The organism is Listeria ivanovii subsp. ivanovii (assembly GCF_900187025.1).
GTDB lineage: Bacteria > Bacillota > Bacilli > Lactobacillales > Listeriaceae > Listeria > Listeria ivanovii.
In genome coordinates, this window is the sequence record NZ_LT906478.1 from 1417412 (window position 1) to 1433058 (window position 15647).

At 36.6% G+C, this 15647-nt stretch carries 10 protein-coding genes; 1 reads left to right on the plus strand and 9 read right to left on the minus strand.

All coding sequences use genetic code 11. From position 1 onward, the window contains the following. Window positions 1–100 precede the first annotated feature (100 nt). From CKV67_RS07050 to CKV67_RS07060, 4 genes are all read right to left on the minus strand, one after another. The gene (locus CKV67_RS07050; protein WP_231923525.1) at window positions 101–4726 is read right to left on the minus strand and encodes a LapB repeat-containing protein; all 4626 of its coding nucleotides are present in this window, start codon (window positions 4724–4726) and stop codon (window positions 101–103) included. After that, entirely contained in the window at window positions 4714–6177 is a 1464-nt protein-coding gene (locus tag CKV67_RS14790) for a hypothetical protein (RefSeq protein ID WP_231845385.1), read from the minus strand. Before CKV67_RS14790 ends, CKV67_RS07050 begins: the two co-directional genes overlap by 13 nt. A gap of 206 nt (window positions 6178–6383) precedes the next feature. After that, on the minus strand, window positions 6384–7637 hold the full coding sequence (locus CKV67_RS07055; RefSeq protein WP_025279933.1) for a MucBP domain-containing protein: 1254 nt from the start codon (window positions 7635–7637) through the stop codon (window positions 6384–6386). Window positions 7638–7820: 183 nt separating this feature from the next. Then, window positions 7821–8990, minus strand: a complete 1170-nt coding sequence (locus CKV67_RS07060) for a thiolase family protein (protein WP_014092795.1) — start codon at window positions 8988–8990, stop codon at window positions 7821–7823. 154 nt (window positions 8991–9144) lie between these two features. On the opposite strand from CKV67_RS07060, the gene CKV67_RS07065 reads away from it, so the two are divergent. After that, window positions 9145–10311, plus strand: coding sequence for a hydroxymethylglutaryl-CoA synthase (locus CKV67_RS07065; RefSeq protein WP_014092796.1), 1167 nt, complete (start codon window positions 9145–9147; stop codon window positions 10309–10311). A 21-nt stretch (window positions 10312–10332) separates the two neighbouring features. Here the strand turns inward: CKV67_RS07065 and CKV67_RS07070 are convergent, their stop codons facing one another. The 5 genes from CKV67_RS07070 to murB form a co-directional block, all read right to left on the minus strand. Continuing rightward, window positions 10333–10932, minus strand: coding sequence for a VanZ family protein (locus tag CKV67_RS07070; protein WP_014092797.1), 600 nt, complete (start codon window positions 10930–10932; stop codon window positions 10333–10335). A 69-nt stretch (window positions 10933–11001) separates the two neighbouring features. Then, window positions 11002–12246, minus strand: coding sequence for an MFS transporter (locus CKV67_RS07075; RefSeq protein WP_014092798.1), 1245 nt, complete (start codon window positions 12244–12246; stop codon window positions 11002–11004). 19 nt (window positions 12247–12265) lie between these two features. Next, a complete protein-coding gene (locus CKV67_RS07080; RefSeq protein WP_014092799.1) occupies window positions 12266–13534 on the minus strand; it encodes an alkaline phosphatase family protein in 1269 nt (422 codons plus the stop codon). A gap of 64 nt (window positions 13535–13598) precedes the next feature. Next, window positions 13599–14636, minus strand: a complete 1038-nt coding sequence (locus CKV67_RS07085) for an AI-2E family transporter (protein ID WP_014092800.1) — start codon at window positions 14634–14636, stop codon at window positions 13599–13601. Window positions 14637–14650: 14 nt separating this feature from the next. Further along, window positions 14651–15562: a UDP-N-acetylmuramate dehydrogenase gene (gene murB / locus CKV67_RS07090; RefSeq protein ID WP_014092801.1), complete on the minus strand. Its 912-nt coding sequence runs from the start codon at window positions 15560–15562 to the stop codon at window positions 14651–14653. Between the last annotated feature and the right edge of the window lie 85 nt (window positions 15563–15647).

The following is a 15647-nucleotide window of genomic DNA, read 5'->3' on the forward strand; positions in this document are numbered from 1 at the left end:
GTATCAAATGAATAAAAAATAAGTAAAACCTAGATTGCAGGCTTTACTTATTTAGATCAATTTCTTGCAAATGCTTGAATAAGCAAAATTTATTTTCTGCTTACTTTATTTTGCTGTTTTTTCTGCGGAACAACCAAATTCCGGTTAGAAGAAGCATGATGCCAGTAAGGAGTAACGTTGTGTTCCATGTGTCCCCTGTTTCTGGTATGTTTTTCTTGTTTTTGGAAGAGACATTGTTGTTATTATTTTGATTATTGCCTTTTCCTGGAGTAATCACAACCGTTGACTTGTCCTCTTGAATAGTTACTTGAATGATTTTCTTGGTAACATTACCAGATGAATCAGTCGCGGTAATCGTCACTTTATAGGTGCCTGCTTGGTTCCAGTTGACTGCTTTGTTAAGATTTGTTGTAATGGTCACATCTCCATTATTGTCCGTCGCACTTGCACCAATATCTTGCAGGAATTGGATCTCGGACACCGTTTTGCCATTAGGATAACTGATTTTATCTTTAGTGACCATTAATTTCGGTAAAATAGTATCGACTACTTGTACTGTCGTAGTTAATGTGTTCGCAGTGTTACCAGCTTGGTCATTCACCATGAAGTAAACATGATACGTGCCGAGTTTCGCTAAATTGATTTCACTCGCATCCACTTGAATTTCATTTGTATCATCCCCATCGACAATATCGTTTGCTTGGATACCAAAGAAAGTCAGCCAGTTTGGTGCTTTCGTGTTGATTTCTATTTGTTTGGTTGTTTTAGTTGTGGTGAAGCTTGGTGCGGTCGTGTCGATAATGGTTAAAGTAACCGTTGTTTCTGCGGTGTTCCCTACAGTATCTTTTGTGCTGACTTTTATCGTGTAAGTCCTCGGAACATTTCCTTGAATGGATCGATCTGATGTGTAGGTGACTTTTAAAGCTTCTCCGGTCATATAATCGGTCGCTTGGATACCAAAGATAGTGGACAATGCTGGCATTTGGTTTATTGCCTCTATCGTTTGATCAGTTACTTTTTCTAAAGTAGGTGCTATTTTATTTTCGATTTGCACGTACACAATGACTGGATTGGCTTTATTCCCATAGGAGTCTTTCGCATTTAAAGTTACTTTATAGCTGCCGACTTTATTTTGGTTTGCTTTTTGGAAAAAGTCGCTGGTCACTTGTACGTCTTCATCTAGTTCATCGGTCACGGTCGCGTGAATATCGCTTAAGAATTTTGTTTCGGTTACATTCGTTTTACCTTGATACATTATTACTTTGTCAGCTGAAATGACAGGTTTGTCCTTTTCTACCTGAACTTGGACTTTTTTCGTTGACTCGTTCCCTGCTGTGTCGGTCGCACTTACGGTTATAGCATACTTTCCTGGTTTCGTTAAGTCCACTTTCTCACCAAAATCGGTTGCAATGGTTAACTTGTCTGCATTATCGTTATTATCTGCGGCTTTCACATTAGCATCTTTGAAGAAATCCACTTCGGTTTTATTTGCGTTCACATGATAGGTAACGTTATCTGCTGTAATCACAGGTGCCTTTGTATCCACCACTTGAATCGAAATCGTTTGTGGGATCGCTTGATTAAGACTTGAATCCATCAGATTGACTTGCAATTGATACGAACCTTTTTTCACGGTAGAAATAGCGTCAAATACCGTAGTAAAGTCACTAGTGAAAATCATGGGCCTTTTGTTTGGTTGTGGTGCTTGCCCTGGTGCCAAATCATAGTTGTCTCCACCAATCAGACCTGCTGCTTTGAATAGGTCTTGTTCGGTCAAAGCACGCATGTCTTCCACCGTATAAGTGAGCGTGTTGTTCGTTACTAAAATAGTCGGCGCAATGGTATCCACTACTTGGACTTGGACCGTTTGCGTGGACTCATTTCCAGACGCATCCGTGGCCTGGATAGTGACTGGATAAGTGCCGAGTTCATTCCAAACGACTTGGCGGTAATCAATGGTCGGTGTAATCGCTCCATCATGTGCATCATTAGCCGTTGCAGTTAAAGGCTTCACCCAATTTATATCGGCTTCCGTGCTGTTCACTTCGATGGAAGCATCTGGATTGATAGCCAGCACTGGTGCCGTGTTATCCATATCAAATGTTTTTTGCACAGTTGCCGTATTCCCTGCTTCATCTTTAGCCGTGTTTTTAGCTGTATAGGTGCCTTCATCATTTGGGATACGAATCGTCTTCCCCGTCCCTTCATAAACGAGGGTTCCTTGACTATCTTCTACCGTCCATTTATTGGTTACTTCGGTCGCGACATCTTTCGAATCAATCGTGATGGCTTTGGGAGAAACGGCGCGATCTAATTGAATGTCTGTTGTTGGTAGGCTGTCATCGGTAATATAAATTTCTGAGATGCTACCGACACCAGGCGTTAAGTTGTTTAGCGTATATATTCCGGTCGTAGGGTTGAATGCCATATTTTGTGGTGCATAGACCAATTTAGTTCCAGATGGCGAGGTCACTTGTAATGTATAATTGACCGGGCTTTGAATAACGACATCGCTAAAGGCAAATTCTCCTTTACTATTCGTGGTCACGGTGGATTTCACTTCTTTACCGTCCTCATCTAAGAGCGTTACTTGGTATCCTTCACCATATGAGGTAATTTTCCGTTCACCGGCTTTGTTCATGAAGATAACGGCTCCTTGTACGGGCGTAGACATATACATTGGTAGCTGAATATCCGTGATGGCTTTGGGGTTTCTACTCGCTAAATCATCAATAGTAAACTCCGTAGAGCCATTTTTGCTTAACCAGCCAAGCGTTGTATCTTTCGTGTCCACCACCACTTTGTTACCGCCAGTAGTGACAAAGTCGGCATTTTTATTTGGTAAATGAGCGGCAATTTTGTAAGTGCCATTGCTTAAGCCAGCAAAGTTAAACAACCCATTTTTTTGATTAGCAGAGTCAGGAGAAGTATAAATCGTGTCAATTTTCTCCCATTCTCCGTTTTCTTCTTTATATAAATCTAACTGAACTGAGTTAAGCCCATTCTCTCCACTATCCTGTATACCATTTTTATTCAAGTCAATAAAGGAATCCCCTGCGAGACTTAAATCGGTAGCTGGTGTAGTACTTTTCACACCGCCGCGTGGTGGTTCAGAAGCTAGCTTACTCGTACCAGATGCGGTTTCTTTATCCACTCGGTAAGCGACAGAGTTATAAGCAATTTCGCCATTACGAGGCGCATCGGTTGGAACTGTTCCTTCGAAATTGAGATCAATTTGGTCACCTACTTTGAATTCGGTATTCGGTAATTTAATTCGGAAGCTCTTAACATCCGCCATGTTGGTTGGTGCGGTCATTTGCCATGCAGCACCAGGAACATCTTCTCCGTCTGCATCAAAACGTTCTGGTGTGGTACTAGTGGAATACTCGACTGTCGCAGTGTCACTTTTCTTCCCATTGACGAGCACTTCGATTTCACTCGTTGGGATGACGGAGAACTGCGAACCTCGATCTCCGGTGCCAAGAACATATTGGTCTCCTACAAACGGCAAGATATCGATAATTTCTAGGTTGTTCATACTTTTGGTGCCATTGTTTTTAAAACTTAAATTGTAGTCAACTTTTTTACCAGGAATCGTGGTTGCGGTCGTAGTGCTGACATCGACTAATTTTTTATCTTGACTTCCTCTGATTTTCATTTTGGTAGTTAGGCTGTTGGAAATCCCCACATTAGCAGTCATCGTGGTGGACAAATATTTACTGGAAGTCACACCAGGTAGCTTAGCTTGGAGTTCACTAGGCAAAGTTTTAGCAGTAAGCCCATTATTACCAGTGCCATTGATAGTCCAACTCGCGTCCGTCATCGAGCCCATCCCGAATTCGACTTTGTTTTCGCCGCTATTGACTTTGTTTAGTTTGAAAGCTAAATCTATGGATAGAAGCTCACATAGTCTAACTCCAGGAGATAAGCTGGTGTCTGGAGCTTCCCAGTATAGCAAAGTAGAACCATCTGCTAATTTTTCTTCTCCGCTGACATCAGCGGAGGATTTTGGATAAATAGTGTTGACTCCATTAGCTGGTGCATAGGTATAGTTTAAAGTACTATTATATGGCTGTTGAATATAGTTCCTTAGTAAAGTAACATCCATTCCTTTGGGAACAATAACAAAAATATACGGATTTTCTAATTTATTCGCATAGTTTCCAATACGAACTGATTGCGCTATGGTATCACCGTTAAAGAAAATGGAGCTATTAAAATTTTGAGTAGAACCACTAACTGCGGATGGATAAAATACAGCTCCATTTATTTTTGCTGGACTAATAGTTGGCTCCACTACCTGAATGGTTTTCTTTAATGCGTCAATAGTTGCATCCACAGTTTTACTTGTTTTGTCAAAATCTGTGTAGGTAATTGATTCGGGTTGTAGCACGAAAGAGTTACCTTCTTTCACTCCTATATTTTGGAGACGAAATGTGCCTGGGGTATATGGTGGTAAGTCACTTGCATTTACTATACTATCTTTATAAGTAAGTCGGAATTTTTCGATTCGATGTGTAGATTGATCCATGTTAGAAAAATCCCAACCACTTGGTGTATTAGCAGCCATTGTTTCCCATGCACCATTTTGATAATACTCTAATTTTTTTATTGATTTGAGAGAGTTATTATTGGGAATAAATGAGCGTGTTTTAAGTCCTTCAGGAATTGGTGCAGTAATTTGTAAGTCATTTACTCCAGACATAGAAGAAGCTACTTTAGGCATGAATCCCCATTCAATACAGACATCGTTGTTTTAGATACCTCGCTATCTACAGTTACAGTAGATTTTGCAGCAAGTGCAGTAGAATTCACTTTCAAAGTTGTAACCAGAACGTCTTCATCATAAACATTTATTGTTCCTGTATAAACAGTACCTGCTACAGCATCTGCAGGCATATTAGAAGAAACTGTTAGTTGTAGTTGATTATACATATTGGCATTAATTGGACCAAACGCTACTACTTGTTTTTCCGGTGTATTACTAATTTGGGTAGGTGTTCCATTAATCGCACTAAGAGAAGACCAAAATTCACCTGGTTTAGTGATATTTAATTGCAACATACTAAAGTTAACAATACCTGCACCATTTTCTTTAAGATATTCTAATTTTAGATTTTTAAAGCTCTTATTCCCGCTACTTTTTTTAGTAATTACTGGCCAATTAATATCGTATCCTTTTGGCATAAGTGAAAAGGATACGATATTGCGTGGAGCAAAATCCCAACTGCCATCTCCAGTAGTAATTGATTCATATTCTTTATCTGTATCACTTCCGGTAAATGTGACACTTACAGCTTTCTCAACAGGTTCATAAGTTTCAGCATTATTGTTAGATGCAGAAAGAGTTGCTTTTAAGTCCTTTGTCTTTCCGGGTGAAGCATCATAGCTAGCTCGAACGACAACAGGAATATCGAATGGAGCTCCACTCGGGATGTTATCAACTAGATTAATAGTTAACTTATCAGTAGAAGAACTATACGTTGCGGATTTCACATTTGGATTAGCTGAGATGTTTTTTGGATAGTTTACTGGTTCTAGCCCGGATCCAGTGAAATCAATTACAAGTTTTCCGTCTTTTAATGTCGCTGAACCATCAAGGAAATTAATCGAATAGCTGATAGTCATTTGTTCTGTATAATTACTTAAAGTACTTTTGCTTGCTTCCGCTTGAAGAGATAATTTATCGGAAATAGAAGTACCTACTATTGGATCAGCAGCTAATAAATTATTTCCTACTTTATTTTTATCTTTAGGTGCCTCGCTTTCTGTTTTTTTGATAATAAGATTTAAACTGACAGAACTAACGCTGTCCTCTTTCAACTCTAATGGATAGATACCTTCATTAGAGGCAAGCAGAAATAGAGATATTTTTTCTTCTGTGCCTTTAATTGTTACTTCATTCTTGGTTTTATCATAAGCAATATTTTCCGTTGCTTTCTTCGTATCCAACTGCAACTGTTCAGGTAAAATTAAGGTATAGACTTGACCTTTTACTGTATTTTGGATGATTAATTCATTGTTGTTCAGACCTGTATTTTCAGAGGACATTTTCATCTCTATATTATTTTGTTGTGACTCTGTCTCAGTTGCATTTGCTACTGTGAGAGTTGGGGCGACAGTTGTTTGTAATAAAATAGTACTCACTAAGACTCCCAAGAAAAATTTTTTAATCATGTGCTCGCTCCTTTAGTTTAATATCTATGTAGATACTTAATATAATATCCTACCTGACTCTAATTATTTTTCTGTATATTCATAAAAAAAATAACCTATTTATCTCATTTATGAAGAAATGGTGAATAATAAGAGAAAATTCACTCTATTCCCATTGAAATAAGCCCTAATCGATATTACGATTAGGGCTTATTTCAAAAACCTATTTAAGTTTTTCGAATAGTCATCATGTAGCCAGCACCTATTAATAATGCGATACCAATAATCAGAGGCTTGTTACTATTTTCATCCCCTGTTTTCGGAAGAGAAGCTTGCATTTTTGGTAGGCTAAGTTTTGTGGCATGACTTATTTCTTTTACACTTTTGTAAGCTTTTTCTGCTGGTTTTAAAGGTGTATTTGGGACAATTGGAGTTACAATCGATTTGTCTTTGTTTTTAGTATACACATACGATACATCTTGTGTGTATGTCGTGAATATTCCGGTACTATTAGCAGGTTCCTTTGTTAAAGTATAGCCATCAAATGCTTTTGCTGCTGTTTCATAGATTGTGCCTAAATCACCAGTTAAAATAATTGGTTCAACTAGTGTTTTTCCTTCTGTATCTTGATAAGTTACCGTTACATCTTGTGCTACACCTAGCGTAACAACTTTTTTATACTTATATGTGATCGTTTGAGCGTTTGCAGAAAATGTTCCAAATTGATTGAATGGTAATTCAGAAAGTTGGTATCCATCAATCGTTTTAGCTATTGATGGATAAGGAGCTCCGATTTTGTCTGAAAGTGTTTCTGAATTTGCAATTGCTCGATTGGTTGCTTCATCAATATACTGAACAGTAACATTTTCACCTTGAGATGGAGCTTGTTCGTATACATAGTTCACTTCTGTTACTTCTGTGTTTGTTGTAAATGTCCCAGTTGCATTATTTGGAGTTATTTTCAGCTGGTAGCCATCAATTGTTTTAGGTGTTGTGGAATAAATTTCGCCAAGTTTACCTATTAGTGTATTCGAATTAGCTAATGGTTGATTGGCTTCATCTAAATAATGGACTTGAATCTTCGCTTTTTCAATGGGGATAAATGGTCCCGCCATATTGTATATCTCTTGACCAGGATAAGCAACTGGATCTAATACATTTCCTGTGATGGTAAAGTAATTTAAAGTATCCCCTGCTTCTAGCGTTTTTGGTAATTTTAAACAGAAGTATGTGTCGTTTTCAACAGTATATTCGAACACACTATATTCTTTATTGTTTAAAAGCACATATGCTCCGTTGCCAGGATAGTGCATGGGAACTTCTTGTTGTAATGTTCCAGTTATATAATCATCACCAATATAAAGTTGGTCAACTTGTGGAGCTGGCATAGTTGCTGCTTTGGCAGAAAAAGGAGCTAAAGTCATGCTCACGATGGAAAATAATACAATTAATGATCTATATAGTTTTCTTGGATGTTTCATTAAAGACCTCCTTTTTCTCTGAATATACATATTCTAGCACTAAATAGAATCAGAGTTGAGGCTAACAGGCACTTTTCATAAAATCGTCACGTATTTATTCATATTTTCGCCATAAAGATGCAATGAAAACTAAAAAGCTAATGCAAAAAATCTTGACATTAGCCTTTTAGTATATTTTTAAATCTATGCTCTTTCAACAACCATTGCAATACCTATCCCGCCACCAATACATAACGAGGCTAGACCAGTGCGCTTGTTTTCGTGTTTTAACTCATTTAATAATGATACGACAATGCGAGCTCCAGATGCACCGATTGGGTGTCCTAACGCAATAGCGCCGCCATAAATATTTAATTTGTTTTCTGGAATTTTTAAATCTCTTGCAACAGCAACTGATTGAGAAGCAAAAGCCTCATTAAGGTGGAATAAGTCTATTTCGTCTATGCTGTAGCCGCCTTTTGTTAAAGCTTCATTTACTGCATAATAAGGCGCATATCCCATAATAGCAGGATCAACACCAACTTCTGATGTGATCTTGATGGTTGCTAAATAAGGAATTTTTTCTGCTATGGCTTTTTCTTTAGACATTAAAATAATGGCAGAAGCACCGTCGTTAATACCGGATGCGTTCCCTGCTGTCACTGTTCCGTCTTCTTTAAAAGCGCTTTTCAGTGTAGCAAGTTTTTCTAAAGTCGAATTAGCACGAATGGTTTCATCTTTGTTGAAAAAAGACCCATCTGCTAATTGTACTGGAATAATTTCATCCTCAAAAAGATTTTTTTCTTGGGCTTTCGCTGCTTTCATCTGCGAGTTATGTGCGAAGGCATCTTGTTCTTCACGAGACACAGCAAACTTTTTTGCAACGTTTTCAGCGGTAATCCCCATATGGTATTCACCAAACACATCAGTTAAACCATCGATTAACATACTATTTTTCAGATTTTTAGGATTGACTTCTTCCTCTACTAATTCAGGATTAAGCAGTAATGGTGCTTGGGACATGTTTTCAGTCCCTCCGACTACAACAATTTCTGCTTCTCCTAGTTGGATTGCTTGTTTACCAAACATAATGGACTTTAAACCAGATCCACAAACTTCATTAATAGTTACACCAGGAACTTGATAAGGAATTCCTGCATTAATAGCGATTTGTCGAGCTACATTCTGGCCAAGACCAGATTGTAACACATTACCAAAAATAACTTGATCTACTTCTTCAGGCGAAATATTAGCTCTTTCTAAAAGTCCTTTTACAACAGTTGTTCCTAATTCTACTGCACTTATGTCTTTCAAACTTCCACCAAATTTTCCAATTGGTGTGCGAGCGGCATCTATTATAACTACTTCGTTCATAGCAAACTCCTTTAAATGTAATAATGTATTAATTATTATATCATGAAACTTGCTAAAAACTCACTAGATTAAGACCGATGTATTGTATTTTCCTTCTTTTTCTACTAAAATTAAAGTACTCACAAATAAAATATAAAGGACTTGAGACGAACATATGAAAATTGGAATTGATAAAATAGGTTTTTATACTCCGGCGTTTTATGTGGATATGGTTGAACTTGCTGAAGCTAGAAATATTGATCCGAATAAATTTACCATTGGAATCGGTCAAGATAAAATGGCTTTCGCTCCTATCACCCAAGATTCTGTTACAATGGGCGCAAATGCAGCGAGACAAATTTTAGATACAGATGATTTGAAAACGATTGACTTAGTGATTTTAGCTACAGAATCGGGAATTGATGAATCAAAAGCAGGTGCTGTTTATATTCACCATTTACTTGGAATTCAACCCTTTTCACGTGCAATTGAAATAAAAGAAGCTTGTTACGGGGCAACTGCTGGGATTAATCTAGCAAAAGATTATGTAGCAAAACACCCTGGTAGTAAAGTTTTAGTCATTGGCTCTGATATCGCTCGTTATGGCCTAGCTACTGCGGGTGAAGCAACGCAAGGAGCTGGAGCAGTTGCGATGCTTATTTCAGCTAATCCGCGCTGTATTGCTCTTCAAGATGACAATGTATTTTATACGGAAGATATCATGGATTTCTGGCGTCCTGTTTATTCGGAATATGCCTGTGTAGAGGGTAAATATTCGACAGAACAATATATTCACTTCTTTAAGACGATTTGGACTAGATATACCGAGAAATTCAATCAAAAATTAGAAGACTTTGCAGCTATTTGTTTCCATTTACCATATACAAAAATGGGCAAAAAAGCACTTGACTTAATTATTGAAACAGCTCCAGCAGGAGTACAAGAAAAATTACTGGAAAATTATCGACTAAGCACGCTTTATAGCAGAAATATCGGTAATATTTATACTGGATCTTTATACTTAAGTTTTATCTCGTTATTAGACCACCAAGATAATTTACAAGAAAATGATAAAATTGGTTTCTTCAGTTATGGTTCAGGAGCTGTTGGTGAATTTTTCCACGGAATTTTACAACCAGGCTTTAAAAAACATATCCAAAAAAATCAACACGCAGAATTACTGAAAAATCGAACCAAATTATCTGTAACAAATTATGAAACTAAATTTAAACAACAATTGCCAAAAGATGGCTCTACGCTCGAAATCGATCCAACAAGCGATCCAGCAGAAATAATCTTAACTGGGATTCAAGACCATAAGCGGCAGTACGTCAGAAAATAATAGAAAAACCGACTAGGCAATTTAGCTAGTCGGTTTTATTTTGAGTATTTTTGTTTTTCCTAGTTGCAAAAAACGGATAAGGACATATCCAAGCATAATACCTGAAACGTTCAAGAAAACATCTCCGGTATCAAAGAAGCCAACATGCATAATATACTGAGCCCCTTCTACTGAAAAAATCATCATCAGTGCGTAAATTATTGCTTTCATAAATCCGATTTTCTTTAATAAAAACCCAATTGGTATGAAAGCAAGAACATTTCCTATCGTAATAACACGTAAATTCCCTGCTAAAAAGGTATCAATAAAGCCAAAAGTATCCCTGGAAAATCCTTGTGTGTTCGATGCTTTTCCAAATAATAAACAAAGTAATATCCCAAAATACATCATATAGCAAAGGACAAATAACGCTTTATTAATTTTCCAATTAACTAATTGAATGGTAACGAAATAAAGCAATAAAGCTGTAATGCCAACTGTAATGTAGCCCATATGACTAACAGAGGCCATTACATGTTTTAAATAAAAGTAAAGCCATCCCTGAAACCAGGAAAAATACATTGCCACTGCCGTAAAAATAGAAATTATCGGTAGAATTAAAATGATAAAATATCTTTTCATCCTGGCATCCTCCTTTTCAAAGGTTACATCCAGAATAACATTGAAAGATAAGGACTTTCTTAAAAGGATTTAAAGATTTTCTAAGTTTTTCTCTTTTACAAACAAAAACATCACACCACCAACTAAAAAAAGAACAATTAAGCTGGCCACACCGTACTGAGTTTTTCCAGTAATTTGCGTAATAACGCCCATTAAAGCTGGTCCGATAATTGCCGAAAATTTTCCAAGGATATTATAAAAACCATAAAATTCATTGGAACGTTTTTTAGGAATAATTTTACCAAAAAATGATCTACTTAGTGCTTGAATTCCACCTTGAGATGTTCCGACTAGCATGGCTAAAATCCAAAAGTCTAACGCCGTTTTCATAAATACAGCATAAATACAAATAACGATATACACAAAAATTGCGGTGAAAATAAGTGGCTTTGCACTAAAACGTTTAGCCAGATAACCATATAATAGCGTAAAAGGAAATGCTACTAGTTGGGTCATCAATAGAATCAAAATTAAAGTCGTTTGCGAAATGCCTAAGTCAATCCCATAAGAAGTGGCCATCCGAAAAATCGTATCAACACCATCAATATAAAAGAAATAAGCAATTAAAAAGAGGACGATATTCTTATGCTCACTAATATGACTAATCGTGTGGAAAAGTCGTTTGAAACTTGTCTTAACAGGATCTTTCACTGCTGGAATATAATGGACTTGGTGCACGTTTTTCCACATTGGAATCGTGAAAAACAACCACCAAAGCGCCGTCATCACAAAGCCGATATTTACCAGAGCCACATCGCTAATCGGTAAAATCCCTGTTGCTTGGAAAATGATAAAAATAATAAACGGAATGCAACTTCCAAGATAACCAAATGCATAACCGGCTGATGATACTTTATCCATTCGTTCATTTGTTGTCACATCAATTAAAAAAGCATCGTAAAAAATATTTGCGCCAGAAAAACCTATTAGTGATAAGACATAAAAACCAAGTAATAACAACCATGCATCAGTAGGAATAAAAATTAACAAAAAGGTAAAAGCGATACCGATGCCTGTAAAAACGCCAAAAAAGCGTTTCTTAAAGAATTGGTAATCTGCAATGGTTCCGAGTATCGGTGCCAATAAGGAAATAAGCAAAGTACCAATTGAATTCGCATAACCCCAGTAAGCCGTGGATGTAGTATCAGCAATCCCGGCATTTGCTGCAACACCTTTAAAATAAATCGGTAAAATAGCAGTTGTAATCATAATCGAATAAGCAGAATTCGCCCAATCTTGAAAAATCCAGCTTTTCTCTTCCTTTGTATATGCCACCTATATTTCTCCCCTTTTCTTATTCGAATATGTCACTTAAAGTTGAGCCAGCTGTATTTGGAAACTGTAAGCCAAGAATTTCAGCAAAAGTAGGCGCAGCGTCAATTAACCTCGCATTAGCCATTTTCGCATCTGATTTGATGCCTGGACCATTAAAAATGAAAGTCGTTTGATAATTTTCTTTTTCAGGAGAGTAACCATGTACAGCTTTGTAATAGCCAGGTTTTCCGAGCATATCTTTCGTGACAACTTCATTTGCTGGACCATATAAATCATCCATAAAATAATATCCTAGATTCCCTTCTGCCATTAATGCTGCATTGCGATCGGCTCCTCGACGAGAAATCTCTTCGTTCGTTATGATCGCTTCAATCCCTTTAACCTTTTGAAGCAACTTCATAATTGCAGGAATTAGTCTTTCATCTTTCGTATAAATATAGCAGGAGCCATCACAGCTTTTTGCATATACTTGCCAATCAGTAATTTTACTATCAACTACTTGAAGCCAACCATTTTCGGCAAAAAGAACATTTAAACGAATTGCGTGTGTTACATCTAACTGATAATGATCTCCGAGTACCGCGAAAACTGTATTTTCATAAATACCTGCTTCTTTTGTAGCTTGAATGATTTGTCCGAGTCGATTGTCATGCCGTTTCAAAGCTGCCTTTGCTTCTAATGAATGAACTCCGTGTGCATGTCGCATGCTATCCATGTCTACTAAATGAGTTAAAAGTAAATCTGGCTTTTTCGTTTTTATTGTGTCTACCACACTAGCTGTTAGAAATGTATCAAGTGCAGGTTGATTAATTCCTTTTCTAAGATGACCAAACTTCCGGTCCATATCAATTAGAAAAAACGGAGAACTACCATTTAAAGAAACCATCATTTGTGTTAACCAAAAGCGATTGGGGAAAATTTCGGCGATATTATAATCAATTCCACTTTTTGCAGCCACTGGCCATAAAAAAGCCGCTGTTGTCATTCCTTTTTCTTTCGCTAAATCATATAATGTAGGAACTTGAATCGCTTTTTTGTACCAATACCAGTCTGGTGAATCTTTCTGTGGTTGGATTTTTGTGTTATTAACGATGCCATGTGTATTTGGATAGTGCCCCGTAATAATGGTTGTGTGGGCTGGATATGTAAGTGATGGATAAATTGTTTCGACTTCTTCAATATGTGTTCCATTATGAATTAATTCATGTAAGGCAGGTAGTTCGCTAGTATCTTTTAAATCAAGTGCCCCTAGAGCATCTAATGAAATAACAAAAAGATGTTTTTTCACTATTCTTCTCCCCTTTCAAAAAAACAGGGATTTTCCCACAAATGTGGAAGAACCCCCGTGCGCATTAAGTATGACTGATGGTGTCTTTTGGCTGTTCTATTTCTTCTTGCCCTGTCACTCCAAGAACATCTAAAAAGAACATGACGACTGGTATACCAACGATTAATCCCCAAATCCCAAAGAAATGCTCCCCGAAAATTAGGATGATAAAAGTGTAGAATACAGGTAAATTAGTTTTGGCTGACATTAATTTCGGATTTAATACGTAAGATTCTAACGCATGGATGATAATAACGACTATTAAAATATAGAAAATATATTCTACGCCACCAATCGAATAACCGATAATAGTTAGTGGTACGAGCGAAATAATAACCCCTGCTACTGGAATTAAACCTAGTAAGAACACCATAATCGATAAAGTCATTAACTGCGGGAAATGTAAAATCCAAAGCGCGATAGTTGTTAAAATCGCGTTCACAAGCGCAATGATAAACTGTGCTTCAATAACTTTACCAAATGTCCCAACAAATTTTGATCCAAAAAACTTTACCTCTTCATAAATAAAACCAATTTTACTTGTCGAAAACTGATTGGTAAATGAAATTAGATGATCTTTACCTAGGGAGAAAAATAGGCTTAGCATTAATGCAATGAAAACATTCATTAGCACAGTTCCTACATTGGTTAAATAAGTCAAAATCATTGATACGCCTTGTTCTGTGAATTTCATAATATTGAATTGATTTGCTAAGCGGATAATATAATTAATAAAATCATTGTTGCTCTCTGTTTTGAAGAAACTATTGCCAAATTTGACTAATTGATTTACCTGTTCACCTAAAACAGGTATATATTTAACGAAAACTAGTACAATCACTACAGCAATTATTGTATACAGTAACAAAACAATAATCTGCCGATAAATTGAAATTCTCCGTAAAATAAAATTCTCTAGCCGAGTAATAAGGTAAGAAAAAATGAACGTTAATAAAATAATATTCATTTGACTCCGAAGTAAATATAAAACAAAGGCGATTAATAGAAATACTCCAACACGTTTAACACTCCGATTTTGTAAAAATAAACTAAGTTCTTTCAAAGATGTTTTACCTCCTAATTATTTTTTGCTTCCTTATCTTCACCAATTATTTTGACTTCGGTTTCCAATTCGATGTCAAACTTTTCACGTACTGTTTTTTGAACAAAAGTGATTAAATTCATATAATCTGTTGCTGTTGCACCTCCGATATTCACGATAAAACCAGCATGTTTTAATGAAACTTGTGCACCACCAATTATATGTCCTTGTAAACCACTATCTTGAATTAATTTCCCTGCAAAGTGACCAGCTGGACGCTTAAATACACTGCCACATGAAGGATATTCGAGTGGTTGTTTTGCTTCTCTTGCAGCAGTTAATTCAGCCATTTTTGTTTGAATATTATTTTTGTCATCTAATTGCAGTGAAAATGTTGCATCTAAAACAATATAGTTATTTTCTGCAATTGTACTAAAACGGTAGGCTGCTTTTAATTCAGCACGTTTTAACTTTTTTAGTTCACCAGATTGGGTTAAAACAGTTGCAGCTTCTAAAACATCACTTATTTCGCCTCCATATGCACCAGCATTCATATGTAGTGCTCCACCAATCGAACCAGGAATACCACAAGCAAATTCAAGTCCACTCAAACTCTCCTCTAAGGCGAATTTTGCTGTTTCAATTAATTTGGCCCCACTCATCGCGGTGATTTGCGTGTTTGTTCTTTCTATTGATTGAAGTAAATCAAGGTGTAGGATCACGCCTCGAATGCCGCCATCTTTTATTATTAAATTCGATCCATTTCCAAGGATTGTTAGTGGGATGTTTTTTCGATGACAATACGAGACAATTTCTTGCGTTTCTTTAATTGTCTTTGGCATCACAAATATATCTGCTTTTCCACCTGTTTTTGTATAGGTATATTGAGATAATGGTTCATTTAACTTGATGGAAATATGCGGAAATTCTGTTTGGATATTTCTCATTACTTATTTCAAACCTTTCTTGGATGTATTTTTTAAAATCACTGCTTCTATTTTATCATGGAACATCTTTTTTACAAACAATTCC